The sequence below is a fragment of the Streptomyces sp. NPDC052114 genome, assembly GCF_040680155.1.
Lineage (GTDB): Bacteria > Actinomycetota > Actinomycetes > Streptomycetales > Streptomycetaceae > Streptomyces.
In genome coordinates, this window is record NZ_JBFAWC010000012.1 from 54,514 (window position 1) to 81,272 (window position 26,759).

23 protein-coding genes are annotated in these 26,759 nt (G+C 73.6%); 11 read left to right on the top strand and 12 right to left on the bottom strand.

All coding sequences use genetic code 11. From position 1 onward, the window contains the following. Window positions 1–12: 12 nt before the first annotated feature. From pheS to AB0L89_RS25995, 5 genes are all read left to right on the top strand, one after another. Window positions 13–1,152, top strand: a complete 1,140-nt coding sequence (pheS, locus tag AB0L89_RS25975) for a phenylalanine--tRNA ligase subunit alpha (RefSeq protein ID WP_365145363.1) — start codon at window positions 13–15, stop codon at window positions 1,150–1,152. Further along, entirely contained in the window at window positions 1,152–3,680 is a 2,529-nt protein-coding gene (gene pheT, locus AB0L89_RS25980; protein ID WP_365145366.1) for a phenylalanine--tRNA ligase subunit beta, read from the top strand. Before pheS ends, pheT begins: the two co-directional genes overlap by 1 nt. 417 nt (window positions 3,681–4,097) lie before the next feature. Beyond that, a complete protein-coding gene (locus tag AB0L89_RS25985; protein ID WP_365145907.1) occupies window positions 4,098–5,087 on the top strand; it encodes a PP2C family protein-serine/threonine phosphatase in 990 nt (329 codons plus the stop codon). Between the two features lie 329 nt (window positions 5,088–5,416). Further along, complete coding sequence (locus tag AB0L89_RS25990; RefSeq protein WP_365145369.1) at window positions 5,417–6,766, top strand: transcriptional regulator; 1,350 nt, start codon at window positions 5,417–5,419, stop codon at window positions 6,764–6,766. Window positions 6,767–6,932: 166 nt separating this feature from the next. Continuing rightward, a complete protein-coding gene (locus AB0L89_RS25995) occupies window positions 6,933–7,475 on the top strand; it encodes an NUDIX hydrolase (RefSeq protein ID WP_365145372.1) in 543 nt (180 codons plus the stop codon). Here AB0L89_RS25995 and AB0L89_RS26000 read toward each other — a convergent pair whose 3' ends face one another. Continuing rightward, window positions 7,476–7,733: a hypothetical protein gene (locus AB0L89_RS26000; RefSeq protein ID WP_055699052.1), complete on the bottom strand. Its 258-nt coding sequence runs from the start codon at window positions 7,731–7,733 to the stop codon at window positions 7,476–7,478. Window positions 7,734–7,915: 182 nt separating this feature from the next. Continuing rightward, window positions 7,916–8,776, bottom strand: coding sequence for a 3-hydroxybutyryl-CoA dehydrogenase (locus tag AB0L89_RS26005; protein ID WP_362327677.1), 861 nt, complete (start codon window positions 8,774–8,776; stop codon window positions 7,916–7,918). A 180-nt stretch (window positions 8,777–8,956) separates the two neighbouring features. Between AB0L89_RS26005 and AB0L89_RS26010 the strand changes: the two genes are divergently transcribed. Further along, on the top strand, window positions 8,957–10,189 hold the full coding sequence (locus tag AB0L89_RS26010) for a family 10 glycosylhydrolase (protein ID WP_365145377.1): 1,233 nt from the start codon (window positions 8,957–8,959) through the stop codon (window positions 10,187–10,189). A gap of 10 nt (window positions 10,190–10,199) precedes the next feature. Here the strand turns inward: AB0L89_RS26010 and AB0L89_RS26015 are convergent, their stop codons facing one another. Together AB0L89_RS26015 and AB0L89_RS26020 are read right to left on the bottom strand one after the other, a co-directional pair. Beyond that, complete coding sequence (locus AB0L89_RS26015) at window positions 10,200–10,403, bottom strand: DUF1918 domain-containing protein (protein WP_365145380.1); 204 nt, start codon at window positions 10,401–10,403, stop codon at window positions 10,200–10,202. Window positions 10,404–10,498: 95 nt separating this feature from the next. Then, the gene (locus AB0L89_RS26020) at window positions 10,499–11,452 is read right to left on the bottom strand and encodes a DMT family transporter (RefSeq protein ID WP_365145383.1); all 954 of its coding nucleotides are present in this window, start codon (window positions 11,450–11,452) and stop codon (window positions 10,499–10,501) included. Between AB0L89_RS26020 and AB0L89_RS26025 the strand changes: the two genes are divergently transcribed. Together AB0L89_RS26025 and AB0L89_RS26030 are read left to right on the top strand one after the other, a co-directional pair. Further along, complete coding sequence (locus AB0L89_RS26025; protein ID WP_365145386.1) at window positions 11,451–12,887, top strand: PLP-dependent aminotransferase family protein; 1,437 nt, start codon at window positions 11,451–11,453, stop codon at window positions 12,885–12,887. The two genes, AB0L89_RS26020 and AB0L89_RS26025, sit on opposite strands and share 2 nt — an antisense overlap. A gap of 50 nt (window positions 12,888–12,937) precedes the next feature. Then, window positions 12,938–13,522 carry a histidine phosphatase family protein gene (locus tag AB0L89_RS26030; RefSeq protein WP_365145389.1) on the top strand — a complete coding sequence of 195 codons (585 nt, stop codon included), beginning with the start codon at window positions 12,938–12,940 and terminating at the stop codon, window positions 13,520–13,522. On the opposite strand, the gene AB0L89_RS26035 is transcribed toward AB0L89_RS26030, so the two are convergent. From AB0L89_RS26035 to AB0L89_RS26045, 3 genes are read right to left on the bottom strand one after another with little or no spacing between them, the layout of a single operon-like run. Beyond that, window positions 13,491–13,985, bottom strand: a complete 495-nt coding sequence (locus tag AB0L89_RS26035; RefSeq protein ID WP_365145392.1) for a DUF6314 family protein — start codon at window positions 13,983–13,985, stop codon at window positions 13,491–13,493. The two genes, AB0L89_RS26030 and AB0L89_RS26035, sit on opposite strands and share 32 nt — an antisense overlap. Further along, entirely contained in the window at window positions 13,982–14,551 is a 570-nt protein-coding gene (locus tag AB0L89_RS26040) for a GrpB family protein (RefSeq protein ID WP_365145395.1), read from the bottom strand. Before AB0L89_RS26040 ends, AB0L89_RS26035 begins: the two co-directional genes overlap by 4 nt. A 59-nt stretch (window positions 14,552–14,610) precedes the next feature. Beyond that, on the bottom strand, window positions 14,611–15,600 hold the full coding sequence (locus AB0L89_RS26045) for an aldo/keto reductase (protein WP_365145398.1): 990 nt from the start codon (window positions 15,598–15,600) through the stop codon (window positions 14,611–14,613). A 226-nt stretch (window positions 15,601–15,826) separates the two neighbouring features. Here AB0L89_RS26045 and AB0L89_RS26050 point away from each other — a divergent pair, with 226 nt between their 5' ends. Further along, a complete protein-coding gene (locus AB0L89_RS26050; protein WP_365145401.1) occupies window positions 15,827–17,311 on the top strand; it encodes an alpha/beta hydrolase in 1,485 nt (494 codons plus the stop codon). Next, complete coding sequence (locus tag AB0L89_RS26055; protein WP_365145404.1) at window positions 17,311–18,537, top strand: serine hydrolase domain-containing protein; 1,227 nt, start codon at window positions 17,311–17,313, stop codon at window positions 18,535–18,537. The genes AB0L89_RS26050 and AB0L89_RS26055 overlap by 1 nt, the downstream gene beginning before the upstream one ends. On the opposite strand, the gene AB0L89_RS26060 is transcribed toward AB0L89_RS26055, so the two are convergent. Together AB0L89_RS26060 and AB0L89_RS26065 are read right to left on the bottom strand one after the other, a co-directional pair. Further along, window positions 18,452–19,909 carry an MFS transporter gene (locus tag AB0L89_RS26060; RefSeq protein ID WP_365145909.1) on the bottom strand — a complete coding sequence of 486 codons (1,458 nt, stop codon included), beginning with the start codon at window positions 19,907–19,909 and terminating at the stop codon, window positions 18,452–18,454. The two genes, AB0L89_RS26055 and AB0L89_RS26060, sit on opposite strands and share 86 nt — an antisense overlap. A gap of 311 nt (window positions 19,910–20,220) precedes the next feature. After that, window positions 20,221–20,829, bottom strand: coding sequence for a TetR/AcrR family transcriptional regulator (locus AB0L89_RS26065; RefSeq protein WP_365145407.1), 609 nt, complete (start codon window positions 20,827–20,829; stop codon window positions 20,221–20,223). Between the two features lie 129 nt (window positions 20,830–20,958). Here AB0L89_RS26065 and AB0L89_RS26070 point away from each other — a divergent pair, with 129 nt between their 5' ends. Next, a complete protein-coding gene (locus AB0L89_RS26070; RefSeq protein ID WP_365145410.1) occupies window positions 20,959–23,178 on the top strand; it encodes an NADP-dependent isocitrate dehydrogenase in 2,220 nt (739 codons plus the stop codon). A 114-nt stretch (window positions 23,179–23,292) separates the two neighbouring features. Here the strand turns inward: AB0L89_RS26070 and AB0L89_RS26075 are convergent, their stop codons facing one another. Genes AB0L89_RS26075 through AB0L89_RS26085 form a run of 3 tightly spaced genes read right to left on the bottom strand, consistent with a single transcriptional unit; the run spans window position 23,293 to window position 26,665 of the window. Beyond that, entirely contained in the window at window positions 23,293–24,108 is an 816-nt protein-coding gene (locus AB0L89_RS26075; protein ID WP_365145413.1) for an ABC transporter permease, read from the bottom strand. Beyond that, a complete protein-coding gene (locus AB0L89_RS26080) occupies window positions 24,105–25,637 on the bottom strand; it encodes an ABC transporter permease subunit (protein WP_365145416.1) in 1,533 nt (510 codons plus the stop codon). Before AB0L89_RS26080 ends, AB0L89_RS26075 begins: the two co-directional genes overlap by 4 nt. Beyond that, window positions 25,634–26,665, bottom strand: coding sequence for an ATP-binding cassette domain-containing protein (locus AB0L89_RS26085; protein ID WP_365145419.1), 1,032 nt, complete (start codon window positions 26,663–26,665; stop codon window positions 25,634–25,636). Before AB0L89_RS26085 ends, AB0L89_RS26080 begins: the two co-directional genes overlap by 4 nt. Window positions 26,666–26,759 lie beyond the last annotated feature (94 nt).

The window sequence follows — 26,759 nt, forward strand, 5'->3', positions numbered from 1 at the left end:
GCACGGGAAGAGATGTCGGCACCGAACAAGTCGTACGACCCTGTTGAGGTCGAGGCCCTGAAACCTGAAGAGATCGAGCGCATGCGGGACGAGGCGCTCGCCGCCTTCGCGGCCGCGGACTCCCTCGACACGCTCCAGGAGGCCAAGGTCGCGCACACCGGCGGCACGTCGCCGCTGGCGCTGGCCAACCGCGAGATCGGCGCGCTGCCGCCGCAGGCCAAGGCCGAGGCGGGCAAGCGCGTCGGCATGGCGCGCGGCGCCGTCAGCAAGGCGCTGGCCGCCCGCCAGAGCGAGCTGGAGGCCGAGCGCGACGCCCGCGTCCTGGTCGAGGAGGCAGTGGACGTCACGCTGCCCTACGACCGCACGCCCGCGGGCGCCCGCCACCCGCTGACCACGATGATGGAGCGCGTCGCCGACGTCTTCGTCTCGATGGGCTACGAGGTCGCCGAGGGCCCCGAGGTCGAGGCGGAGTGGTTCAACTTCGACGCCCTGAACTTCACGCCCGACCACCCGGCCCGGCAGATGCAGGACACGTTCTTCGTCGCAGGCCCGCAGGGCGGCAAGGACGCCGTCGGCGACGAGTCCGGCGTCGTGCTGCGCACGCACACCTCGCCCGTGCAGGCCCGCTCGCTCCTGGAGCGCCGCGAGCCGCCCGTCTACATCGTGTGCCCCGGCCGCGTGTACCGCACGGACGAGCTGGACGCGACGCACACCCCGGTCTTCCACCAGATCGAGCTGCTCGCCGTCGACGAGGGTCTGACCATGGCGGACCTCAAGGGCACCCTCGACCACATGGTCCAGGCGCTCTTCGGCCCGGACATGAAGACCCGCCTGCGGCCGAACTACTTCCCGTTCACCGAGCCGTCCGCCGAGATGGACATGGTCTGCTATGTCTGCCGCGGCGAGTCCGTCGGCGACCCCGACCGCCCCTGCCGCACCTGCGGCAGCGAGGGCTGGATCGAGCTCGGCGGCTGCGGCATGGTCAACCCGAAGGTGCTCACCGCCTGCGGCGTCGACCCCCAGAAGTACAGCGGATTCGCCTTCGGGTTCGGCATCGAACGGATGCTGATGTTCCGCCACAACGTCGAAGACATGCGAGACATGGTCGAGGGTGACATCCGGTTCACCCGGCCGTTCGGGATGGAGATCTGATGCGGGTCCCGCTTTCCTGGCTGCGGGAGTACGTCGACCTCCCCGCCACCGAGACCGGCCGTGACGTGCAGGCCAAGCTGATCGAGGTCGGCCTGGAGGTCGAGACCGTCGAGCAGCTCGGCGCCGGCCTCAAGGGCCCGCTCGTCGTGGGCAAGGTCCTCACCATCGAGGAGCTGGAGGGCTTCAAGAAGCCCATCCGCTTCTGCACCGTCGACGTCGGCACGGCCAACGGCACCGGCGAGCCGCAGGAGATCGTCTGCGGCGCCCGGAACTTCGCCGTGGGCGACAAGGTCGTCGTGGTCCTGCCCGGCGCCGTCCTGCCCGGCGACTTCGCCATCGCCGCCCGCAAGACGTACGGCAGGACCTCGCACGGCATGATCTGCTCCGGCGACGAGCTCGGCATGGGCGACGACGGCTCCGGCGGCATCATCGTCCTGCCGCCCGAGCACGAGGCCGGCACCGACGCCATCGGGCTCCTGGAGCTCGTCGACGAGGTCCTGGACATCGCCGTCACGCCCGACCGCGGCTACGCCCTGTCGATGCGCGGCGTCGCCCGCGAGACCGCCACCGCGTACGGCCTGCCGCTGCGCGACCCGGCGCTCCTGGACGTGCCCGCGCCGAACTCGTTCGGTTACCCGGTCAAGATCAGCGACCCGCTGGGCTGCGACCGCTTCACCGCGCGCACCGTCACGGGCCTGCAGCCCGAGGCGCGCTCCCCGATCTGGCTGCAGCGTCGTCTGCAGAAGGTCGGCATGCGCCCGATCTCGCTCGCCGTCGACGTCACCAACTACGTGATGATGGAGCTCGGCCAGCCCCTGCACGCGTACGACCGTTCCCGCATCCAGGGCACGATCGGCGTGCGCCGGGCCGAGCAGGGCGAGAAGTTCACCACCCTCGACGGTGCCAAGCGCGTCCTGGACGCCGAGGACCTGGTCATCACCGACGACCGCGGCCCCATCGGCATCGCGGGCGTCATGGGCGGCGCCAACACCGAGATCGCCGACTCCGAGACCGACCCGGAGACCGGCTCGGTCCACGGCACCACCGAGGTGGTCATCGAGGCCGCGCACTTCGACGCGATCTCGATCGCCCGCACCGCGCGCCGCCACAAGCTGGCCTCCGAGGCGTCCAAGCGCTTCGAGCGCGGCGTCGACCCGCAGGCCGCGGCGGCCGCCGCGCAGCGCACCGTCGACCTGCTCGTGCTCCTCGCGGGCGGCACCGCCGAGGCCGGCGTCACCGAGGTCATCGCGCCGACCGCGCCGCGCACGATCACGATGCCCGCCGACCACCCGGACAAGGTCGCCGGTGTCGACTACGGCCGCGAGACCGTCGTACGCCGCCTCCAGCAGGTCGGCTGCGACGTCTACGGCCAGGACGACCTGACCGTCACCGTCCCGTCGTGGCGCCCCGACCTCGCCGAGCCGAACGACCTCGCCGAAGAGGTCATCCGCCTCGAGGGGTACGAGAACCTGCCCTCGACGCTGCCCAAGCCCCCCGCGGGCCGCGGCCTGACCGAGCGGCAGCGCAACCACCGCCGCGTGGGGCGCGCGCTGGCCGGCGCCGGGTACGTCGAGGCGCTGAACTACCCCTTCATCGGGGAGGGCGTCTTCGACCAGCTGGGTCTCGACAAGGACGACGCGAACCGCCGCGTGGTCAAGCTCGTCAACCCGCTCTCCGACGAGGAGCCCGCGCTCCGTACGACGCTGCTGCCCGGCCTGCTCCACGCGCTGCGCCGCAACGACGGCCGCGGCAGCCACGACCTGGCGCTCTTCGAGACGGGTCTGGTCTTCCACCCGCGTGCGGAGTCGAAGGTCGCGGTGCGTCTGCCCGTCGACCGGCGTCCCACCGACGAGGAGATCGCCTCCCTCACCGAGGCGCTGCCCGTCCAGCCCCGGCACGCCGCCGTCGTCCTCGCGGGCGCCCGCGAGCAGGCCGGCTGGTGGGGCAAGGGCCGCCCGGCGGACTGGGCCGACGCCGTCGAGGCGGCGCGGACCATCGCCCGCGAGGTCGGCGTCGAGCTGATCGTGGACCAGGGCCAGTACGGCCCCTGGCACCCCGGCCGCTGCGCCGAGCTGAAGGTCGTCGTCGACGGCGAGATCGTCTCCGTCGGCCACGCCGGTGAGCTGCACCCGCGCGTCGTCAAGGCGCTGGGCCTGCCCGCGCGCACCTGCGCGATGGAGCTGGACCTGGACGCACTGGAGTCGGCGCGCGACGGCATCGTGCAGGCGCCGCGCATCTCCACCTTCCCGGTGGCCACCCAGGACGTCGCCCTCGTGGTCGACGCCCAGGTGCCCGCCGCGGTGGTCGAGTACTTCCTGCGCGGCGGCGCCGGTGAACTCCTGGAGTCCATCCGGCTGTTCGACGTCTTCGAGGGCGAGCAGATCGGCGCGGGCAAGAAGTCGCTGGCGTACGCGCTGCGCTTCCGCGCGGCCGACCGCACGCTGACCGTCGACGAGGCGTCGGCGGCCCGTGACGCGGCCGTCGCGCTGGCGGCCGAGCACACGGGCGCGGTGCTGCGCGGAGCGTAGTCACCGCCCGTAGTCGACAACAGGCGCACAAGGGGCGCAAAGAGGGGCTTATCCGGACCACCGGATAAGCCCCTCACTCGTTTGAGTGACAAGTAGCGTCACTCTGGTCCGATCGGCCCACTCGGTCGACAGAATCAGTCCGGCCGCAGGGGTTGGGCCTGCTCAACCGCACCGGGCCTTAGGGGGGCCGTCGGCATGATCCGTATCAAGGCTGGGTCTCCCTGCCGCGCGATGCTCCGGGTGAGGGCGCGCGGCGGGCGCCCCCGGCGGGTTCCGGACGGCGCACGCGTCCGGGGCGCCGCACGCGTCACGGGCGTCCGGGGCGTCCGGTGGCGGCTGTCCCGGGTGCTTCCCCGGGTGCGGCGCCGGTGCGAGGGCCCCCGGGTCCGGCGCGCGCTCACGCTGGGGCTGCCCACGGTGTGGGGCGCCTTCGCCATCACCTACAAGCTGGCCTGCCCGCTCGCGCAGCAGGACAGCATGGGCGCGCGGATCGTCAGCAGCGCCGTCTTCTTCGCCGTGGGGACCGGTCTCGTCCTGCATGTGCGGCGGGCGCTGCTGCGGGAGTTGCGGCAGATCCGCGAGGTCGCGGGCGCCGCGCAGAACGTGCTGCTGCGGCCGCTGCCGCCCCGCATCGAGGGACTCGCGCTCGCCGCGGGCCGGCTCTCCGCCTCGCGCGGGGCCTCCGTCGGGGGCGATCTGTACGAGGTGGCGGCCACCGACCACGGCGTCCGCGTCGTCATGGGCGACGTCCGCGGCCATGGCCTGGCCGCCCTCGCGACGGTCGCCGCCGTCCTCGGCAGCTTCCGCGAGGCCGCGCATGACGAAGCCGAACTGCCGCAGGTGCTGCACCGGTTGGAGCGGGCCCTCGGACGGCATCTGCGGGAGCGCTCCCGCGCCGAGCATCCCTCGGGCGGCGGGACCGTGCCGGACAGCCCGCTCGCCGAGGAGTTCGTCACCGTACTGCTCCTGGAGATCAGCCAGGACGGCGACATCTCCGCGCTCAACTGCGGCCATCCCTGGCCCCACTTGCTGAGCGGCCACGCGCGCCCCCTGACGGACGCCGAACCGCTGCCGCCGCTCGGGCCGTTCCCGCTCCCGGCCGACCTGGATGTCCTGGACTGCGGCCGACTGCTGCCCGGCGAGGCGCTGGTGCTGCACACGGACGGCATGGAGGACGCGCGGAACGCCGCGGGGGCGTTCTTCCCGTTGCAGGCCGCGCTCACCGAGGCGGCCCGGATCCAGCCGGTCCCCCCGCAGCACCTCATCCGCGCGGTCTACGGCCGACTCCTGCGCCACGCGGGGCGGTTGCCCGCGGATGACGCGGCGCTGCTCGTGCTGCGCAACGACCGCACGCGGGTGCCGTGCCAGCAGGCGGAGCCGGGCCGGCACGTGCACACCCCCGGCTGAGCCCAGCGGGGAGCCCGAAAGCCCTGGCAGGAGCGCGAGTTCGGAGGGTCATGGAGCCGGCTGGACCCGGAAAGCGGCATGCGCCATCCGCCCCGCCATGGAGTTGTCGGGCAGACGGCGGGACGGACGGCGCCACTGAGGGCCGCCGCACTGTTCGAGGGGGGAGCCGGCGGCCCGGCCGGCCTCCTTAACTGATGAGGCATCTCAGTCAAGCGATTCCACACCCCATGCGGCAGAGCGCACACCCCCCGGACGCGGGCACTCCGTTCACACGGGGTGTGAAGTGCCCTCCACTAGTCTGAACAGCACCGAGCCACCGGAGGGCATCCATGCAGCCCAACACCCTGCTCGACGCGATCCTCGACGAAGCCGGCATCTCCCACGCGGGACTTGCCGCACATGTGAACCAGGCGGGACGGGCCAGAGGCCTCGCGCTGCGCTATGAACACACCGCCGTCTCCCGCTGGTTGAAGGGCCAGCGTCCGCGCGGCCAGGTCCCCGACCTGATCTGCGAGGTGCTCGCGGCCCGGTTGCAGCGGCCCGTCACCCTCGACGACATCGGCCTCGGGCTGCCCGGTGTCCCCGCCCCCCACGCCGGCTCGGCGGTCTCCACGCTCTCCGGCTTCGTGGAGCGGGCCACCGCCCTGTGGCGCTCGGACGAACAGCAGCGCCCGCACCTCCTCGGCGCGCCCGCCGTCACCGGCACGCCCGCCGTGATGCCCGTCTGGGAGTGGGAGAACCCGCCCGAGGACGTCGACGTGTCCCGCGGCGGCCGGCACCCGGTCAGCACGGCCGACATAGAGATGATGCGCGCGGCCCGCGCCCACTACGAGCAGATGTACCGCAAGACCGGTGGCGTGGCGACCCGCACCCGCATCGTCGGCTTCCTCAACGCCGAGGCCGCGCCCCTGCTGCGCGGCAGCTACACCGACGAGCTGGGCCGCCAACTGCACCGCTCCACGGGCGGATTGGTGGCGATAGCGGGCATCTGCGCCTACGACTCCGACGCCCACGGCCTCGCCCAGCGCTACTTCCATCAGGCGCTGCGGCTGGCCAAGGCCAGCGGGGACCGGGGCCTCGGCGCCTATGTGATCGCGCTGCTGGTCAACCAGTCGCTGTTCATGCGCGAGTACCGCCAGGCGGTGGCGTTCGCGGAGGCGGCGCTGCGGGCGGCGGGGCGTGATCTCACCCCGGCCCTCGCGTCCGATCTGTACGCGATGCAGGCCAAGGCGTACGCGCACCTGGGCGACGGCAGGAGCGCCCTGTCCTGCATCCGGCGTGCGGAGGACGCGGCCGACCGGATCCTGCGCGGCCGTGAGCCGGACGAGACCGGCTATGTCCAGCCCGGACTCGTCAACGTACAGGTGGCGGAGGCCCTGTTGAGTCTCGGTGATCTCACCGGCGCCCGCGAGCACGCCGCGGCGGCCGTGGACACCCCGGCGCACGACCGGGGCCGGGTGCACCGGCTCGCCATGCTCAGCCAGATCGAACTGCGCCAGGGCAACACCGACGAGGCCGTGGCCACGGCGGTGGAAATGGCAGAACAGGCACGGGGAATGGAGTCGCAGCGGCTGCGCGACCGGCTGCGCGCGGTGCGCGAACACCTCGTCCGCAGCGACTGCGCGGGCACGGCCGAGGCGGCCGAACTCATCGACGGGGCCCTGCGCGTACCGCTGTGAGATGACCCGTCTCCGGCGCCGCCCGCCCGGCCCGCCGGGCCGTCGCGGCGCCGGACACACCGCTGTTCAGGGCCGTGCATACGCACAGTTCCGCGCCGCACACACGCTGCTCTGATGATTCCGCTGCTGCGATATTGCCATCTACTCGGCGGAAGGTGGCAGAACCGTGCAATGGACGAAACAGAGCGAACAAACTGTGTATGGAAACCGATGGTTCACCGTCAATCTCGCGGACGTCGAACTGCCTGACGGACGGCATCTGGACCACTTCCTCATCAGGCTGCGGCCCGTCGCCGTGGCCACCGTCGTCAACGACGCCAACGAGGTGCTCCTGCTGTGGCGGCACCGCTTCATCACCGACAGCTGGGGCTGGGAACTGGCGGCCGGCGTCGTCGAGGACGGCGAGGACGTCGCGTACGCGGCGGCACGCGAAATGGAGGAGGAGACCGGCTGGCGGCCGGGACCGCTGCGGCACCTGATGAGCGTCGAGCCCTCCAACGGGCTCACCGACGCCCGGCACCACATCTACTGGTCCGACGAAGGCACCTACATCGGTCACCCTGAGGACGACTTCGAGTCGGACCGGCGCGAGTGGGTCCCGCTCAAGCTGGTCCCCGACATGGTGGCCCGTGGAGAGGTCCCGGCCGCCAACATGGCCGCGGCGCTCCTCCTCCTGCACCATCTGCGTCTCGGCCAGGACGCGCGCTAGCTAATGGCCGAGGGCCTGCCAGACCGCCACGGCGAGCGCCGCGACCGCCGCGAGAGCGACGATCGTGGGCAGCGGCCAGCGCGTGTGTTCCAAGGCGGCGACCCGGGTCTCCATGGTCTCCACGTTCTTGGCGGTCTGTTCGTCGTGCTGAGTGAGCAACGCCAGCCGTCCGTCCACGCGGGCCAGGCCCACGTCAAGGCTACGGCGTAACTCTGCGAGTTCTTCCGGGACCACGGCACTCTCGCCGTCGGTGGTCACGAGTCCACTCCTCTCTGTAGTGGCGCGTCCCCCCTTCATCCGCACAGGCAGTCAACTCGCCTGGTGGGCAAGGCGGGAGAGTGTGCGATGGGCATATGCGAGCCCACTGCGCACACGGTGTGTGAACGCCGCGGGCCCGGCACTCGCCAGAGTGCCGGGCCCGTTTTCCGTACGGAGAGTGATCAGGCGTAGGTGTAGAAGCCCGAGCCGGTCTTCCGGCCGAGGCGGCCCGCGTCCACCATGCGCTGGAGCAGCGGGGGAGCGGCGTACAGCGGCTCCTTGTACTCGGCGTACATCGAGTCGGCGACCGAGGCGACCGTGTCCAGGCCGATCAGGTCGGCGAGCTTGAGCGGGCCCATCGGGTGGGCGCAGCCCATCTCCATTCCGTTGTCGATGTCCTCGCGGGACGCGATGCCCGACTCGAACATCCGGATGGCGGAGAGGAGATACGGGATGAGCAGCGCGTTGACCACGAAGCCCGAGCGGTCCTGGGCGCGGATCGCGTGCTTGCCGAGGACCTTCTCGACCATCGCCTGGGCGCGGCTGATGGTGCCCTCGGAGGTGGTCAGCGCGGGGATCAGCTCGACGAGCTGCTGGACCGGCGCCGGGTTGAAGAAGTGGATGCCGATGACCTGGTCGGGACGCGAGGTCGCGACGGCCAGCTTCACCAGCGGGATGGAGGAGGTGTTGGAGGCGAGGATCGCGTCCTGCCGGGTCACCACCTGGTCGAGCACCTGGAAGATCTCGGTCTTGACCTGCTCGTTCTCCACCACGGCCTCGATGACCAGGTCACGGTCGGCGAACTCGCCGAGGTCGGTGGTGAAGCTGAGGCGGGCCAGCGTCTCGTCGCGCTCCTCCTCGGAGATCTTGCCGCGCTCGGCCGCCTTGGAGAGGGAGTTGTACAGCCGTGTGCGGCCGATCTCCAGGGCCTCGCCGGTGGTCTCCGCGACCTTCACGTCCAGTCCGGAGCGGGCGCAGACCTCTGCGATTCCGGCGCCCATCTGGCCACAGCCCACCACTCCGACGCGTGCGATATCGGTCATGGAGTCGGTCACCTCGTGCCTTTCGCTGATCAACGGGGCAGGCAGGCCCCCCGTTGGTTCGGTGCCTGCCTCGGCCGTGAACGTTACTCCGCAATGGGGGGTCCCCGGCGGGCCGGGTCGGGCATGCTGTCCGGAACCGGCAAGGGGTGCCGGGGGACAGCGAGCTCAGGGGGCATGCAGATGAGGCGTATGTCACGCAGAGGTTTCTCGGTGGTGGCCGCGGCGGCGCTCGCGGGCCTGGCGACGGCGGGGGACGCCGCGGCGGCCGACCGGCGTCCGAAGAAGGGCCGCGAGCTGCGCGGCATGTGGCTGGCGAGCGTCGTCAACCGCGACTGGCCGTCCAAGCCGGGGCTCCCGGCCGAGCAGCAGAGAAGCGAGCTGCTCGCCTACTTGGACTCGGCCGTGAACCGCAGACTCAACACGGTGGTCTTCCAGGTGCGGCCCACCGCCGACGCCCTGTGGCCCTCGCCCCACGAACCGTGGTCGGAGTACCTCACGGGCGTGCAGGGCAAGGACCCGGGCTGGGACCCGCTGGGCACCGCCGTGCGCGAGGCGCACCGCAGGGGCCTGGAGCTGCACGCGTGGTTCAACCCGTTCCGGATCGCCAACCACACCGACCCGTCGCGGCTCGTGGCCACGCACCCGGCGCGCGTGCACCCGGACTGGGTCGTGCCGTACGGCGGGAAGCTCTACTACAACCCGGGCCTGCCCGAGGTGCGGCGCTTCGTGCAGGACGCGATGCTCGACGCCGTGCGCCGCTATCCGCTCGACGCGGTGCACTGGGACGACTACTTCTATCCGTATCCCGTCGCGGGCCAGGTCTTCGACGACGACGACGCCTTCGAGCGCTACGGCGGGGGCTTCCCGGACCGGGCCTCCTGGCGGCGCGACAACATCGACCGCCTGGTGCGCGAGATGGCCCGCCGGGTGAAGAAGACCCGGTCGCGCACCCAGTTCGGGATCAGTCCCTTCGCGGTCTGGCGCAACATCGCCACCGACCCGACCGGCTCCGACACCCGGGCCGGGGTGCAGACCTACGACGACCTGTACGCGGACACGCGCGGCTGGGTGAAGAAGGGCTGGATCGACTACATCGTCCCGCAGGTGTACTGGAACATCGGCTTCGCCGCCGCGGACTACGCCAAGCTCGTCCCGTGGTGGAACGACGTCGTGCGCGGCACGAACGTGCGCCTCTACATCGGCGAGGCCCTCTACAAGGCGGGCGACCCGGCGCAGCCCGCCGCCTGGCAGGACCCGGCGGAGCTGTCCCGCCACCTCACGTACGCCAAGGGCTTCCCCGAGGTGCGCGGGCACGTCTACTTCTCGGCGAAGGAGGTCGGCGTCGACAGGATCGGCGCGATGGCACGCGTGGTCGCCGACCACTACCAGGAGCCGGCGAAGCCGCCGCGCTGATCCGGCGCCGCTACTTCGAGTGCTTGGCCGGGCCCTGGTGCCGTACGACGGTGTCGGGGCCCGGTGACATCAGGGTCTCGTGGCCGTCCTCGAAGCGGACGCGGTACGGCGGTCCGCCGTCCGGGCCCAGCACCTCGACGATCCGCGCGATCCGGTCGTGCTGCCCGACGATCCTGCCGTGCACCACCAGCTCGTCGCCTACGGTTGCACGCATCTGGAGTGCCCCCTCGTCCCGCTCTGCGGTCGCGATCCGTGGGCGCAAGTGTACGACGGGTGGCCGGAGTTGGGACCGGTCGGGCGCGGAGCCGGTCAGCCGCGGGCCCGTTGGGTGACCGCGATGCAGACGAGGACGGCGGCCGCGGTCAGCGGAGCGGCCACGGGCAGGTGCTCGCCGAGCAGGAACACCGACCAGACCAGGGTCAGCAGCGGCTGCGCGAGCTGGAGCTGGCTGGCCTTGGGGACGCCGATGGCCGCCATGCCCCGGTACCAGACGACCAGGCCGAGGAACTGCGAGCCGATCGCGGAGTACAGCAGGCCCGCCGTGCTGTGCCCGGTGAGCGCGAAGGACTCGTGCGGCAGGGCGAGCAGCGCGCCCACGACGTTGAACGGCAGGCACAGGATCAGGCCCCAGCCGATCACCTGCCAGCCGGGCATCTCCCGGGCCAGCCGGCCGCCCTCGGTGTAGCCGGCCGCGCAGATCAGGAGCGCGGCGAAGAGGTAGAGGTCGGCGGTGGACAGGGCGCCGCCGCTCTGCTGCACGGTGAACGCGATGACCGCGGCGGCCCCGGCGAGGGCGGCGACCCAGAAGGTGCGCGAGGGGCGCGCCCCGGTGCGCAGCGCCGAGAGGACGGCGGTCGTCAGGGGGAGCAGGCCGACGACCACGGCGGCGTGCGCGGTGGTGGAGGTCTGCAGGGCGAGCGTGGTGAGCAGCGGGAAGCCGACGACGACGCCGGCGCCGACCACCGCGAGCCCCGCCCAGTGGCGGCGGTGCGGGAGCGCGACGCGCAGCGCGAGCAGGCAGCCGCCCGCGATGAGCGCGGCGAGCACGCCGCGCAGGGTCACGAAGCTCCAGGGGCCGATGCCCTCCAGGCCCCAGGCGGTGGCGGGGAAGGTGAGCGAGAAGGCGGTGACGCCGAGGGCGGCCATCAGGGTGCCGGTGCGGCGGGTGCCGGTGTCGGCGGAGCTCTCCACGGCGGTGTCGGCGGAGCCGACGGGCGTGACCGCTATCCGGGTCGAGCGAGTAGCGCTATCCTGTGCTGTCATGCATGACAGTAGCAGTGTGGGCGAATTGGCGAAACGGCTCAGGAGTGAGCTGGACCGCTACTCACCAGGTGGAAAGCTGCCGTCGAGTCGGGCGCTCGTCGAGCGGTTCCGGGTGAGCCCGGTGACCGTGTCGCGGGCCCTGGCGCAGCTGGCCGCCGAGGGCCTGGTCGTCACCCGTCCCGGCGCGGGCGTCTTCCGCGCGGAGCCGCAGGCGCCCGCCGCGCCCGCCGGGGACACCTCGTGGCAGGAGGTGTCGCTCAGCGCCGACGCCGCCGCGGAGCTGGTGCCGCGCGCCGTCGACGCGTCCGGGGTGCTCGTCACGCTCGCCGCGCCGTCGCCGGGCGTCATCGAGTTCAACGGCGGCTATCTCGACCCCGCGCTGCAGCCCGAGCGCGCCATGGCCGCCGCCCTCGCGCGGGCCGGGCGGCGCCCCGGGGCGTGGGGACGGCCCCCGATCGACGGGCTGCCCGAGCTGCGCGAGTGGTTCGCGCGGGGGATCGGCGGAGCGATCACCGCCGCCGAGGTGCTCATCACGGCGGGCGGGCAGAGCGCGCTGACGACGGCGCTGCGGGCGCTCGCCCCGCCCGGCGCGCCGGTCCTGGTCGAGTCCCCGACGTACCCCGGCATGCTCGCCATCGCCCGCGCGGCCGGGCTGCGCCCGGTGCCCGTGCCGGTCGACACCGACGGGGTGCGCCCGCAGCTCCTGGAGGCGGCCTTCCGCGCGACGGGCGCCCGGGTCTTCGTCTGCCAGCCGCTGTTCCAGAACCCGACCGGCGCCGTGCTCAGTGCCGCGCGCCGCCCCGAGGTCCTGCGGATCGCCCGCGAGGCGGGGGCGTTCGTCATCGAGGACGACTTCGTGCGCCGGCTCGTCCACGAGGACGCGGGGCCGCTGCCGCGCCCGCTCTCCTCCGACGACCACGACGGCGTCGTCGTGCACGTCTGCTCGCTCACCAAGGCCACCTCACCGAGCTTCCGGGTCAGCGCGCTCGCGGCGCGCGGTCCCGTCCTGGAGCGGCTGCGCGCCATCCAGGTCGTCGACCACTTCTTCGTGCCCAGGCCGTTGCAGGAGGCCGCTCTCGAACTCGTCGGGTCCCCGGCCTGGCCGCGCCATCTGCGGGCCGTGGCGGGCGAGTTGAGGGCACGCAGGGACGCCATGGCGGCGGCGCTGCGGCTGCGCCTGCCCGAACTCGGCCTCCCGCACATCCCGGCGGGCGGCTACAACCTGTGGCTGCGCCTGCCCGATGGCACGGACGAGTCCGCGCTCGCCGCGGCGGCCCTGCGCGCGGGCGTCGCCGTGGCCCCGGGCCGCCCCTACTTCGCCGCCGAACCCCCCGCCGGACACGTCCGGTTGAGCTTCGCGGCGGTCGCCGGCATCGGTGAGATCACCGAAGGCGTGCGCAGGCTGCGGGAGGCGTGCGACGAGGTCCTTGGCTAGCCGGACCGTGAAGCCTTGACCTGTGGCGTCGCGGGCTTCACGATCTCCGGATGCATGTCAGCGTCACGCTCATCGCCGCCGCCCGCAGCGGCTCGCTGCTCGCGGAGCGGTTCGACGACGACCGGCCGCTCGACCGGGCGGGCTGGGACGACGTGCGGCGTGCCGCGCCCGCGCTGCTGCCCCTCGGCGTGGCCGAGCTGCGCTACTGCTCGCCCTCCCCGCGCAGCCGCGCCACCGGCGACGCCCTCGGCCTCGCGCCGCTGGCCCAGCCCGCCCTGCGCGACTGCGACATGGGGCGCTGGCGCGGTCTGACGCTCGCCGAGGTCACGGCCCACGAGCCGGCCGCGGTCGACGCCTGGCTGAGCGATCCGCGCTCGGCACCGCACGGCGGCGAGTCGCTGCACGGGTTCATCTCGCGTGTCGGCGGCTGGCTCGACACCCGTCCGGTCGGCGACGGCGCCCGCGTCCTCGCGGTGGCCGAGCCCGCCGTGGTGCGGGCCGCGCTCACCTATGGACTGAAGGCGCCCCCGTCGACGTACTGGAACATCGACGTGCGCCCGCTGTCGACCGTCACCCTCACCGGCCACGGCGGCCGGTGGAACCTCAGGCTCGACGCGCCCGGCGGTACTCCGTGACCAGGAGCAGGTCCTTGGCGGGGCCGCCCACCCGCCACCTGCTGCGCCAGTGGTCCGCGTCGGCCACCTCGAAGTCGCCGCGGTAGAGGTCGGCCGCGCAGGGGTGGTCCGTCGTCCAGCGGCCCGTGCGCAGGTCCAGGTCGTGGAAGAAGCGGCCGTCGGCGAACTCCACGCGGACGGTGCCCGGCGCGCCGCCCGGCAGGAAGCGCAGGGTGCGCTCGGCGGGGCGCGCGGTGCCGCGCCAGGTGAAGGTGCCCGACTCGTGGTGGAGGAGCCCGCCCTCGTCCGGGGCGGGCAGCGGGGTGAAGCGCGTCGTGCCGGTGAAGTGCCCCGCGGAGCCGTCGGCGAGGTCGCGGACCGTGCGCTCCACGTGCCAGGTGCCCGCGAGGAGGGCGAGGGCGTCCGGTACGGGACGGCGGGACGGGGCGCCGGGCCCGGCGGGGGCCGCGGGGGAGCCGGTCATCGCGGGGTCCAGCCCGTCTGTACGGCCCACAGCCGCGCCCCTGCCATCAGGGCGTCGGTCGCCGGGGCCTTGATCTGCCCGTACTCCTCCAGGGTGCGGGCGCTCCGCGCGAGCCGCCGCTTGAAGGCGCCCCACGCCTCGCGGGCCCCGCGGTCCGCGCGCAGGTAGTCCCGGAAGAGCAGCGCGTACGTGGCGTTCGAGCGGCCGTGCTCGCGCAGATGCACGTTGCAGCGGCGGGCGCCGGGCGGCGGCGCGAAGACCAGCTTGGGGCCGGAGCGGCCGAAGGAGATCTCGGAGCGGTTCCACGGCTCGGGGCGGCAGCGGAAGCCCAGCGCGGCGAGCAGCGGCACGTCCCTGGCCTCGTCCAGGGAGGTCATCCGCACCTGCACGTCGACGCAGTCCTTGGCCGCGAGCCCCGGGACGGACGTCGAGCCCACGTGGTCGACGGCGACCGCGAGGCCCACGAGCGCCGGGCGCAGCCGCTCGGCGATCCGCTCGAAGTCCCGCGGCCACGTGTCCTGGTAGTCGACCACGCTCACGTCGGTGGCCTCATCGGGGAAGGGCATGCCAGCAGGCTACGTCGGCCGGTGGCCGGCCCCCGTGGCGGCCACCGGCCCCGGACCCGCTAGCCGTTCACGACCGCCATGCTGCGCTCGTCGTAGCGGGTGCCCGCGACCCCGTCGGCCGGGGCCGCCGCGTCGATCGCGGCGAGCTCGTCGGCGGACAGCTCGACGGCGACGGCCCCGAGGTTCTCCGTCAGGTACGTCTCGCGCCGCGTTCCCGGGATCGGCACGACGTCGTCGCCGCGGTGCTGCACCCAGGCGAGCGCGAGCTGCCCCGCGGTGACGCCCTTCTCGGCGGCGAGCGCGTCCAGGGTCCGCACGATGGCGAGGTTGTGCTCCAGGTTGCCGTCGGCGAAGCGCGGCTGGGTGCGCCGCACGTCGTCCTCGGGCAGCCCCTCCAGCGAGGTGTAGCGGCCGGTGAGGAAGCCGCGCCCGAGCGGCGAGAACGGCACGAGACCGATGCCGAGCTCGCGGCAGACCGGCGCGACCTCCGCCTCCAGGTCCCTGGTCCACAGCGACCACTCGCTCTGCAGGGCGGCGATGGGGTGCACGGCGTGCGCCCGGCGGAGCGTCCCGGCACCGGCCTCGGAGAGCCCGAGGTGGCGCACCTTGCCCGCCGCGACCAGCTCGGCCATCGCGCCGACGGTCTCCTCGATGGGCACGGTCCGGTCGACGCGGTGCAGGTAATAGAGGTCGATGTGGTCGACGCCGAGGCGGCGCAGCGAGGCGTCGCAGGCCTCGCGTACGTAGGCGGCGTCGCCGCGGATGCTGATGGGCTCGCCGAGGCGGTTGGCGAAGCCGAACTTCGTGGCGAGGACGGCCTGTTCGCGCCGGGAGCCCGCCAGCGCGCGGCCGATGAGCTCCTCGTTGTGGCCGCTGCCGTAGAAGTCGGCGGTGTCGAGCAGGGTGACGCCGAGGTCGAGGGCGCGGTGGATCGTCGCGACCGACTGCGCGTCGTCCGACGCGCCGTAGCCGTGGCTCATCCCCATGCAGCCGAGGCCCTGCGCCGAGACGGTCAGCGCGCCGAGCCGGCGTGTGGGAAGGCTGGTCATGCGAGTACCTCCTGGAGTGGGGCCGTTGATCGTCGCCGACCCTAGGAGCTGGAGCGGACTCCAGGTCAAGGCGTGTTCCTCCGGCGAACCGGAGCCCGCGTACGGGGGTTGTCCCCAGGGGAGCCGGGCCCGGTGGCCGGATGGTCCGCAGCCCCGCGCGTTCCTAGCGTGGTGATCGACTTCACCGGCCGGACAGCCGGACCGGGCACACGAACCTAGGAGCACGATGCGCGTCGTCCCAGCAGTCACCGCGGGCCTGGGCCTCGTCGGGTTACTCGCGGGCACCGTGGCCGCCGCGAGCCTGCCCGACACCCCCAAGAGCGTTCGCCAGAACGTCAGTTGGGGCCCCTGCTCCGCGGACCAGAAGGAGCTGAACGAGGCGGGCGCGCAGTGCGCGAAGGTGACCGTGCCGCTCGACTACGCCGACCCCGGCGGCCGGACGATCCAGATCGCGATCTCCCGCATCAAGGCGAAGTCGCCGGGCGAGCGGCGCGGCATCCTGCTCTCCAACCCCGGCGGCCCCGGCGGCACCGGGCTGGCCAACACCCTCGCGCTGCGCCCCGCCCTGAAGGACGTGGCCGACCGCTACGACCTCATCGGCTTCGACCCCCGCTTCCTCGGCGAGAGCACCCCGGTCACCTGCGGCAAGGCCCCGCGCCCGACCCCGCCCGCCGAAACCACCACCCCGCGCGCGGACTTCGAGAAGTCGGTGCGCGCCGCCCGCGACACCGCGCGCCGCTGCCGGGAGCACGGCGACAACGCCACGCTCCTGCCGCACGCCTCGACCCGCAACGTCGCCCGCGACATGGACGCCGTCCGGGCCGCGCTCGGCGAGCCCAGGCTCTCGTACTACGGCATCTCGTACGGCGCCGACCTGGGCGCCGTCTACACCCAGCTGTTCCCGCGCCGCGCCGACCGGATCGTCCTGGACTCCTCCACGGACCCCGCGGCCACGCAGTACGAGCTGTTCCAGCGGTCCGGCGCGCCCGCCGAGGCCGCGCTCACCGGTCGCGTGCGGACGGACGTGGAGCGGCTGCTCGCACGCGCCGAGCGCCGCCCGATCCCCGTCGAGGGGCAGCGCCTCGACGCCCCGCTGCTGCGGATCATCCTCAAGCAGCTCGTCCAGCACGAGGAGAACGACCCGCAACTTGCCGAAGTCGTATCGGATCTGAAGAAGGCCGCCGCGGGTGAGGAGTTCGAGCCGGGCCCCGCGCTCACCGGACTCCTCGACCTCCTCGCCTCGCCCGAGCTGGAGAGCAGCATGGTGGGCGGCGCGGTCTTCATGTGCGGCGACGGCGGCTGGCCCGCGGGCGGCTGGCCGAAGGACCCGGCGACGTACTGGCGGAACATGCAGCGCAGCCGGGCCGCCCAGCCGGTCTTCGGGCCGTACGTCAACGGCATGATCGCGCCGTGCGCGTTCTGGGGGAGCGAGCCGCGCGAACCCGGCACGAGGATCGGCAACTCCGTGCCGCTCCTGATGCTCCAGGCCCGCCACGACAACAACGTCCCCTACGAGGGCGCCCTCGCCCTGCACGAGCGGCTCACCGGCTCGCGCCTGCTGACCGCGGACATCCGCTCGCATGGCGTGTACGGGCGCGGCAACGACGGCCTCATGCCCGTCCCCTGCGCCGACCGTGCCGTCAACACCTATCTGCGCGATGGGAAGCTGCCCGCCGGCGACCTCACCTGCGCGAAGCCGAAGGAGCTGTGATGACCGACCTGAGCAGGCGCGCGGGCCTCGTCGCCGCCGCGGCGGCCGTCCTGACGGGAGCCGCCCACGCCGCGTCCCCCGCCTCCGCCGCGTCCCGGGCCCGCACCGCCTCCCGGGCCAACACCGCCGCCCGGCGGGCGCCCGCCCTCCAGCGGGACGTCGACGCCGTCCTCGCCACCGGGGTGAGCGGCGTCCTCGCCGAGGTCCAGGACGCGCACGGCCGTATGCGGGCCCGAGCGGGCGTCGCCGACCTCGCGGCGAAGGACCCGGTGCCCTGGGACGCGTACTACCGCATCGGCAGCGACACCAAGACCTTCACCGCCACCGTCGTCCTCCAGCTCGTGGGCGAGGGGCGGCTGAGGCTCACCGACACCGTCGAGCGGTGGCTGCCCGGCGCGGTCCGCGGCCACGGCAACGACGGCCGCCGGATCACCGTCGCCAACCTGCTGCGCCAGACCAGCGGCCTGAACGACTACCTCTCCCTGGGCGCCGACCCCGGGGACTTCACGCCGGACACCTACCGGCGGGGCCGCTTCCGTACGCAGACGCCCGAGGAACAGCTGACGGCGGCCCTGCGCGAGCCGCCGCGGTGGCTGCCCGACGCGGACGACCCCGCGCAGGAGCGGCGGTGGGAGTACTCCAACACCAACTACGTCGTCGCGGGCCTGGTCGTCGAGGCCGTCACCGGGCACTCCTGGGCCCAGGAGGTCCACGAGCGGATCATCGGGCCGCTCGGCCTGCGCGGCACCTTCACGCCCGGCACGTCGCCGTACGTGCCCCGGCCCACGGCCACCGCGTACACGTACTTCCCCGAGGAGGCCCGGCCCACCGACACGACGCTGGGCTTCGGCGGGGGAGCGGACGGCTGCGTCATCAGCACGGCGCACGACCACGGCGTGTTCCTGCGCGCGCTGCTCGGCGGCCGGCTGCTGCGGCCCGCGCAGCTGGCGGCGATGCGGGAGACCGTGCCCGCCGACGACTGGATCCCGGCGGACGGCGTCCGCTACGGCCTGGGCCTCGCCTGGCGCCCGGTGGCCGGGCGCGACGACGGGATCTGGTTCCACGGCGGGACCAGTCTCGGCTCCGTCTCCGAGTGCGGGGTGACGCCGGACGGCGCCGCCGCCGTCACCAGCGCCGCCTTCACCCTGCGGCTGGGCGGCCCGGCGCAGGAGGCGCAGGCGCGGGCGACGCTGCGGATGGTGGACGCGGCGCTGGCTGCCCGCTGACCCCGGCCGGTCCGGCGTCCGGCCGGGGCTGGGTGCGGCGCGGCAGCCGGGTCGCGAGGGCCGTGCCCAGCGCGGCGAGCACGGCGAGCGCGGTGAGCGTCGGACCCATCGCGGAGAGGAACTCCCCGTCGGACCAGCGGGGTCGATCGCCGTCCGGCCGGGCGCCGGGGGCTGCCAGGGCGGTCATCAGCGTGGTCGCCGCGGCGATGCCCAGGGTCGGGCCCACGTTCATCGCGGTCTGCTGGAGGCCGCCCGCGACCCCGGCGTCGGCCACCGGGGCGTGCCGTACGACGACGGCCGTCGCGGCGACCATCACCGTGCCGAACCCCGCGCCGACGAGCAGGAAGCCACCGCCCGACATCAGGGGGGCCGAGGCCGGACCCGGGCGGGACAGGACCAGGACGCCCGCGGTGAGCAGGACCATCGCCGAGGTGATCGTCCGCCGTGGGCCCCACCGCCGCAGCAGCACCGCCCCGAGCGGTGCGCTCGCCACCATCGCCGCGGCGAGCGGCAGCGCCCGCAGCGCGCTGCCCAGCGGGTCGAGCGCGAGCACGTCCTGGAGGAAGTACGTCGCCACGAACAGCGTCCCGAACATCGCCGCCGAGCCCGCGAGCAGGACCGCGAGGGCGGGGCCGACCGCGGCCGAGCGGACCAGGCGGGGCGGCACCAGGGGGCTCGCCGCGCGCCGCTCGCGCAGGACGAACGCCGCGCACGCCGCCGCCGTCGCGGCGAACCCCGCCACGGGGGCCGTGGGCCCGCTCGCTCCGGGCAGGCCCACGAGCGTGTGCACGAGGCAGGCCAGCGTCACCGCGAGCAGCCCCGCGCCGGGCAGGTCGAGGCCGGGCGAGGGGGCCGGCTTCGCCGGCGCGGGTGCCCGGACCAGCAGGGCCGGCAGGCCGATCGCGAGCGCGGGCACGACGCTCAGGAAGAAGACCGAGCGCCAGCCCAGGTGCGTCGCGAGCGCTCCGCCGAGTACGGGGCCTGCCGCCGCCGACAGGCCGATCGCGCTGGTCCGCAGCGCGATCGGCATCCCGAGCCGGTCCGGCGGGAACGCGGCCCGCAGCATCCCGAGCGTGGCGGGCTGGAGCAGCGCCCCGAAGATCCCCTGGGCGACGCGCAGGGCGATCACCCAGCCGACGTCGGTGGCACAGCCGACGCCCGCCGACGCGGCCGCGAAGCCGAGTGTCCCGACGGCGAAGAGGCGCCGGTGCCCGTACCGGTCGCCGAGCCGCCCCGCGAACACGAGCAGGCTCGCCACGGCGATCAGATAGCCGGTGCTGGTCCACTGGACCTCGGTGAACGAGGCGTCCAGATCACGCTGGAGAGCAGGCTGGACGACGCTCAGCACGGTCCCGTCCAACGCGACGACCATGGCCCCGACGACACTGCAGGCGAGGGTGAGCCGGCGGTGGATCCGGGAGCGGGGCCGCGTCCGGTCGTCCGCGGACGGCTTCGGCGGGTTACCGACCCCGCGCCACGGCTTCGGGCCGCCTGCGGGGTTCCGGTGCGCCGGGGCGTCGGCCGTGCTCTGGTTCTGCGGGCTGTCGGCCGGGTCTTGGTCTTTCGGGTCGTCGGTCACGCCCCGACCCTCCGGACCATCTCCCGGGCCCCGACCCTCCGGCCCCCCGGACAAGCCCTCTGTCTCAGGCCCGCGGCCAGCCCCCCGTATCGCCCGACCCGAAGTCACGCGCCGTCCTCCCGTCCCAGATGTGCCGTCAGCGTCGCTTCCAGCAGGGCCTCCACGTCTTCGGCCCCCGTGGCGAGGCGGAGGCTGCCCCAGCCCCATAGTTGTGCGATGCCGTGCAGGTTCGCCCAGAGTGCGCCCGCGACGGTCCGTGCTCCCGCGTCGGAGGCCGGGCGGGCCTCGGCCACCAGGCCGACCAGGACGTCGAAGAGCGGCAGGCTCGTCTCGCGCAGGCCGAGGCCGTCGCTCTCCAGGAGGTCGTGGCGGAACATCAGCTCGAACATCCCGCGGTGCTCCGCCGCGAAGTCGAGGTAGGCGCGGCTCAGCGCCTTCAGCCGCGTCCGCGCGCTCCCCTCGCCCGCCGCCTCGGCCACCCGCGCCCCCAGGTCCGCGAAGCCCCGCCGCGCGATCGCCGAGAGCAGGGCCACATGCGTGGGGAAGTAGCGCCGGGGTGCCCCGTGCGAGACTCCCGCCCTGCGGGCGATCTCCCGCAGGGTCAGCGCCTGCACGCCCTCGGCGGCGACCAGCTCGACCCCCACGTCGACCAGCCGGGCCCGCAGCCCGGCCTCCGGTTCCGATCGGTCCCTCTGTCGTGCTCCCTCAGTCATAGACACTGTCTACCCCATCGCGTAGACAGTGTCTACGGAGATCGGGACCCCGAGGGCCCTGTCCTTTCGGGGGGAGGTAGGAGATATCTTGATGTCGAGCAATGTTGCAGACGCGGAGCGGAGCACCCGGTGACTGACTCGACCATCATCTACACCCACACTGACGAGGCCCCGGCCCTGGCGACCCATTCGTTCTTGCCGGTGGTCCAGGCGTACGCCTCGACGGCCGGGGTCAGCGTGGAGACCCGTGACATCTCGCTCGCGGGCCGGATCATCGCGAGCTTCCCGGAGCGCCTTGAGGAGAGCCAGCGCATCTCCGACGCCCTCGCCGAGCTCGGCGAGCTGGCCAAGACGCCCGAGGCGAACATCATCAAGCTGCCGAACATCTCGGCCTCGATCCCGCAGCTGAAGGCCGCCGTCGCCGAGCTGCAGGGACAGGGCTACGCGCTCCCCGACTACCCGGACGACCCGAAGACCGACGAGGAGCGCGACATCCGCGCCCGCTACGACAAGGTCAAGGGCAGCGCCGTCAACCCGGTCCTGCGCGAGGGCAACTCCGACCGCCGCGCCCCCGCGTCGGTCAAGAACTACGCCAAGGCCCACCCGCACCGCATGGGTGCCTGGACCGGCGACTCGAAGACGAACGTCGCCACGATGGGCGAGAACGACTTCCGCTCGACGGAGAAGTCCGTCGTGATCGAGAAGGCCGGCGCGCTCCGGATCGAGCTGGTCGGTGACGACGGCTCCACCACCGTCCTGCGCGAGTCCGTACCGGTCGTCGAGGGCGAGGTCGTCGACGCCTCCGTCCTGCGCGTCGCCGCCCTGCGCGAGTTCCTCACCGCCCAGGTCGCCCGCGCCAAGGCCGACGGCGTCCTGTTCTCCGTGCACCTCAAGGCCACGATGATGAAGGTCTCCGACCCGATCGTCTTCGGTCATGTCGTGCGCGCCTTCTTCCCGAAGACCTTCGCGGCCTTCGGCGCCGACCTCGCGGCCGCGGGCCTGACCCCGAACGACGGCCTCGGCGGCATCTACAAGGGCCTGGAGGCCCTGGCGAACGGCGCCGAGATCAAGGCGTCCTTCGAGGCCGAGCTCGCCGAGGGCCCGGAGCTCGCCATGGTCGACTCCGACCGCGGCATCACCAACCTGCACGTCCCCTCGGACGTCATCGTCGACGCCTCCATGCCGGCCATGATCCGTACTTCGGGCCACATGTGGGACAAGGCCGGCGCCGAGGCCGACACCCTCGCCGTCATCCCGGACTCCTCCTACGCGGGCGTCTACCAGGTCGTCATCGACGACTGCCGCGCCAACGGCGCCTACGACCCGTCCACCATGGGCTCGGTCCCGAACGTCGGCCTCATGGCGCAGAAGGCCGAGGAGTACGGCTCCCACGACAAGACCTTCGAGATCCCCACCACCGGCACCGTCCGCCTGGTGGACGCCGAGGGCAACGCCCTCATCGAGCAGGCGGTCTCCGAGGGCGACATCTTCCGCGCCTGCCAGACCAAGGACGCCCCGATCAAGGACTGGGTGAAGCTCGCCGTCACCCGCGCCCGCGCCACCGGCGACCCGGCCGTCTTCTGGCTGGACGAGACCCGCGCGCACGACGCCAACCTGATCGCCAAGGTCAACGCGTACCTGCCGGAGTTCGACACCGAGGGCCTGGACATCAAGATCCTGTCCCCGGTCGAGGCCACCAAGGTGTCCGTGGAGCGCATCCGCGAGGGCCTCAACACGATCTCCGTCACGGGCAACGTCCTGCGTGACTACCTGACCGACCTCTTCCCGATCCTGGAGCTGGGCACCAGCGCCAAGATGCTGTCGGTCGTCCCGCTGATGAACGGCGGCGGCCTCTTCGAGACGGGCGCCGGCGGCTCCGCCCCGAAGCACGTCCAGCAGCTGGTCAAGGAGAACTACCTGCGCTGGGACAGCCTGGGCGAGTTCCTCGCCCTCGCGGTCAGCTTCGAGCACCTCGCCACGAAGACGGGCAACGCGCGCGCCCAGGTGCTCGCCGACACCCTCGACCGCGCCACCGGCACGTTCCTGAACGAGAACAAGTCGCCGTCGCGCCGCCTCGGCGGCATCGACAACCGCGGCAGCCACTTCTACCTCGCCCTGTACTGGGCGCAGGAGCTGGCCAAGCAGACCGACGACGCGCAGCTCGCTGAGGCGTTCTCGGCGCTGGCCAAGACGCTGGCCGAGCAGGAGCAGACCATCGTCGACGAGCTGATCGCGGTGCAGGGCTCCCCGGCCGAGATCGGCGGCTACTACCAGCCGGACGTGGCGAAGGCCTCCGCGGTCATGCGTCCGTCGGCGACGCTCAACCAGGCGCTGTCGATCCTGGGCTGACCGTTCCGGCGCCGGTGTGAAACGCACCGCCGGCACCGTGGGAAGGGCCTCCCGCCACTCGGCGGGAGGCCCTTCTCCGTACTCCGTACGAGGCCGGAGCCCCGGGTTCCCCGCTCACGCGTCCCGCGACCGCAGCACCAGCGCGCCCGCCAGCAGCGCCCCCGCCGCGTACCCGCCGAGCACCCCGATCCCCGCCCACGGCCCGATCGGCAGCCGGTCAAGGCCGACGGTCGACTGGATCGCGAGGCCGGCCGTCGAGGGCGTCAGCTCCTCGGCGCGCTCGCGCCAGTCGGGGTCGGCGAGGAGCCCGGCCAGCACCGGCAGGGCGTAGAAGAGGAAGAGCGCCGAGGTCGCCGCGGCCGCCGTGTCGCGCAGGGCGGCCGCCGTGCCGAGGCCCACCAGGGCGGCCAGCGCCAGATAGAGGACCGAGCCGAGGGCCGCCCGCAGCGTCGGCCCCGCCAGGAGACCCGGTACCGCGAACCCGTCGGCGGACAGCAGCTCCCGCCCGGCGACGAGCGACCCGAACACCCCCGCGCACCCCGCCGCCACCGTCAGCGCGCCCACCACCACGGCCTTGGCGGCCAGCACCCGCACCCGGCCCGGCTCCGCCGTCAGCGTCGTACGGATCGTGCCCGTGCCGTACTCGCCGCTCATCGCGAGGACCGCGAGGACGATGACGGCACCCTGCCCGAGCCACACCCCCGTGAGGCTCAGCCTGACGGTGTCCTCGTGGCAGTCGGCGGGCACCGGGCAGTCGCCGGGGCCGAGGGCCGCGGTGGTGACCGCGCCCGCCGCGACGGTCAGCGCCACCACGGCGAGCAGCAGCCACCAAGTGCTGCGCAGCGTACGGAGTTTGGTCCACTCGGAGTGCAGCGCGCCGAGCCACCGGCCGCCGCCCAGGACGCGTGCCGCGCCGCGCCGCGCCCTCACGCGTCCCGCCTCCGTGTCCGCCACACCGCCGCGCCGAGCACCACGACGGCGTACGCGGCGAGGGTCGCGAGACCGGTCCAGGGTCCCTGCGGATAGCAGCCCTCCTCCGGCAGGCAGACGGTCGCCACCTGGTGGTAGCGCGGCAGGGTGCCCTGGACCGCGAACCCGGCCACCGGAGTGAGGCGTTGGACCAGATGGGCCAGGTCGAGCGGCAGCGTGCTCAGGAGGATCAGCGGCAGCACGAACACCACCACCACGACGGAGATCGCGGCGGCCGTGCTGCGCAGCAGCGCGCCGAGCCCCAGGGCGAGCACCCCGATCAGGGCGAGCACGGCGGCGGTGCCGATGACGGCGCGCAGCATCGGGCCGTCGCCCAGACCGATGTCGCCGAAGAGCGGCGGTGTGTTGTCGCCGCGCAGCTCGGGCGCGCTGACCAGGTACGCGGTGAACGTCGCGACGAGCCCGGCGGCGAACGAGACCGCGCCGATCACCACGGCCTTGGCGACGAGGACCCGGCCGCGCCGCGGGCTGAGGGCGAAGGTCGTACGGATCATGCCCCTGCGGTACTCGGCGGTGATGAAGAGCACCCCGAGCGCGGCGATCAGGACCAGGCCCAACTGGGCGCCGTCCATGGCCATCACGGCCAGGTCGTTGGGCGGCGGGGCCGGGCCGATGTCACCCGATCCGCTGAGCGTGTAGGCGGTGCCGGTCCGCCGCAGCTCGCCGGCCGCGCGGCCGACGTCCCCGCCGATCTCGCTGTGCCGCCAGGCCGCGGGCGTCGCCCGGCCGTCGAGCGTCACCCGGTCGAAGCGCGCGGTGGACCGCGAGGGGCGCTGGTCGATGGACGCGTTGCCGAACTCCCGCTCCCGCGCCTGGACGTCGGGCGAGGTGACGAAGAACCCGGCCGCCACCGCGTCCGTCGAGCGGGCCTTGTCGCCGGGGCCGTCCAGGTCGACCGTGCCGACCTTCCGCCAGTCGTGGCCGTCGGTCGATTCGTACCCGGTGACGAGGGAGCCCGCGCGGGTCAGCCGCAGCCAGCGGGTGTCGCCCGGCGAGGCGCCCGAGCCCGCCACGTCGCGGGTGAACCCGCTCTGGAGGCGCACGCCGTGGCGCGCGGTGAGCATGAGGGCCGCGTAGTCGGCGCCGGGCCGGGCGCTCTCCTTGATCATCACCCCGGCCTTGGCCCACTCGGGCGTCCCGCCGGGGCCCTCGGCGGCGGGCACGGTCACCCGGGCCGTGACGCCGCCGTCGCCGGTCAGCGTGCGGTGCGCGAAGGAGAAGTCGTCCCGCACGGGCTGCCCGTCGGCCCCGGTGGGCCCCGCGGGACCGCCGCCCCGCGCGGTCTCGGAGGTCGAACTGACCGCGGAGAACAGGGAGACCAGCACGGTCACCAGGACCGCGCCGACCAGCGTGAACCCCCAGCGGCGCACCGTGCGCAGCTTGGTCCACTCGGCGCGCAGGAGCCGGGCGAAGCCGTCCCGGCCGCCGCGCGCGGTGCCGCCGTCGCGCAGGGGTGTGAGGGTACTCATCGCGCACCTCCCTCGGGGCCGTGGCCGCCCTCGGGCGCGGTGTCCGCCGCGAACTGCACGGCGTCCCTGGTGAGTTCCATGTACGCCTCCTCCAGCGTCGCCCGGTGCGCGGCGACGCCGGAGAACGCCACGCCCGCCCCGCCGAGCAGCGCCACGACGCGCTCCGCGGCCAGCCGGGAGACGGTGAGCGTGTCCCGGCCGGTCGCCGCGACACCCGCGCCCGCCTCGGTGAGGACCGTCATGGCGCGGGTGCGCTCGCCGGTGCGCACCTCGACGCGGTCGCCGGACGCGGTGGCGAGCAGCTCCCGCACACTCGTGTCGGCGATGACGCGGCCCCGGCCGATGACGATCAAGTGGTCGGCGGTGTCCTCCAGTTCGCCCATCAGATGGCTGGAGACCAGGACCGTCCGCCCCTGTGCGGCCAGTGTCCGCAGGAACCCGCGGATCCACTGGATGCCCTCCGGGTCGAGGCCGTTGACCGGCTCGTCGAACAGCAGCACCGGCGGATCGCCGAGCAGCGCCGCCGCGATGCCGAGCCGCTGCCGCATGCCCAGCGAGTAGCCGCCCGCGCGCCGTCGCGCCGCCCCGCCGATCCCCACCAGCTCCAGCACCTCGTCCACGCGCCGCGCCGCGATGCCGTGCGAGTGCGCCATCCACAGCAGATGGCCGCGCCCGCTCCTGCCCGGGTGCAGGGCGGCCGCGTCGAGCAGCGCGCCGACCTCCAGGAGCGGGGCGCGCAGCGCCTGATAGGGGCGCCCCCCGATCAGCGCCGTCCCCTCGTCGGCGGCGTCCAGGCCGAGGATGATCCGCAGCGTCGTGGACTTGCCCGCGCCGTTCGGCCCGACGAACCCGGTCACCTGACCCGGCGTCACGCGGAAGGAGAGCCCGTCCACGGCGGTGACGGCACCGAACCGCTTGCGCAGCCCGCGCACGTCGATGCCCGCCTGCCGAAGTCCGCCGTGTCCCCTGTGCTCCCCGTGTTCCCCGTGTCCTTCGTGTCCTTCGTGTTCTCCGACGGTCGCTGTCATGCGCCCGCTCCCTCCCCGTCACACCGTGCGTCTCGTACGGAGTGAGGCTAGGGAGGTCCGGGGCGCGGGGCGTCACGCGCCGGAGCGGTCTTCG

Coding starts and splice junctions, on each gene's coding strand:
- AB0L89_RS26040 (WP_365145395.1), bottom strand. CDS start 14,551: ATGCCCTTCCCCGATGAGGCCACCGACGTGAGCGTGGTCGACTACCAG.
- AB0L89_RS25990 (WP_365145369.1), top strand. CDS start 5,417: ATGCAGCCCAACACCCTGCTCGACGCGATCCTCGACGAAGCCGGCATC.
- pheT (WP_365145366.1), top strand. CDS start 1,152: ATGCGGGTCCCGCTTTCCTGGCTGCGGGAGTACGTCGACCTCCCCGCC.
- AB0L89_RS26010 (WP_365145377.1), top strand. CDS start 8,957: ATGAGGCGTATGTCACGCAGAGGTTTCTCGGTGGTGGCCGCGGCGGCG.
- AB0L89_RS26005 (WP_362327677.1), bottom strand. CDS start 8,776: ATGACCGATATCGCACGCGTCGGAGTGGTGGGCTGTGGCCAGATGGGC.
- AB0L89_RS26025 (WP_365145386.1), top strand. CDS start 11,451: ATGCATGACAGTAGCAGTGTGGGCGAATTGGCGAAACGGCTCAGGAGT.
- AB0L89_RS26050 (WP_365145401.1), top strand. CDS start 15,827: ATGCGCGTCGTCCCAGCAGTCACCGCGGGCCTGGGCCTCGTCGGGTTA.
- AB0L89_RS26055 (WP_365145404.1), top strand. CDS start 17,311: ATGACCGACCTGAGCAGGCGCGCGGGCCTCGTCGCCGCCGCGGCGGCC.
- AB0L89_RS26080 (WP_365145416.1), bottom strand. CDS start 25,637: ATGAGTACCCTCACACCCCTGCGCGACGGCGGCACCGCGCGCGGCGGC.
- pheS (WP_365145363.1), top strand. CDS start 13: ATGTCGGCACCGAACAAGTCGTACGACCCTGTTGAGGTCGAGGCCCTG.
- AB0L89_RS26030 (WP_365145389.1), top strand. CDS start 12,938: ATGCATGTCAGCGTCACGCTCATCGCCGCCGCCCGCAGCGGCTCGCTG.
- AB0L89_RS26035 (WP_365145392.1), bottom strand. CDS start 13,985: ATGACCGGCTCCCCCGCGGCCCCCGCCGGGCCCGGCGCCCCGTCCCGC.
- AB0L89_RS26085 (WP_365145419.1), bottom strand. CDS start 26,665: ATGACAGCGACCGTCGGAGAACACGAAGGACACGAAGGACACGGGGAA.
- AB0L89_RS26065 (WP_365145407.1), bottom strand. CDS start 20,829: ATGACTGAGGGAGCACGACAGAGGGACCGATCGGAACCGGAGGCCGGG.
- AB0L89_RS26015 (WP_365145380.1), bottom strand. CDS start 10,403: ATGCGTGCAACCGTAGGCGACGAGCTGGTGGTGCACGGCAGGATCGTC.
- AB0L89_RS26020 (WP_365145383.1), bottom strand. CDS start 11,452: ATGACAGCACAGGATAGCGCTACTCGCTCGACCCGGATAGCGGTCACG.
- AB0L89_RS26060 (WP_365145909.1), bottom strand. CDS start 19,909: ATGGTCGTCGCGTTGGACGGGACCGTGCTGAGCGTCGTCCAGCCTGCT.
- AB0L89_RS26045 (WP_365145398.1), bottom strand. CDS start 15,600: ATGACCAGCCTTCCCACACGCCGGCTCGGCGCGCTGACCGTCTCGGCG.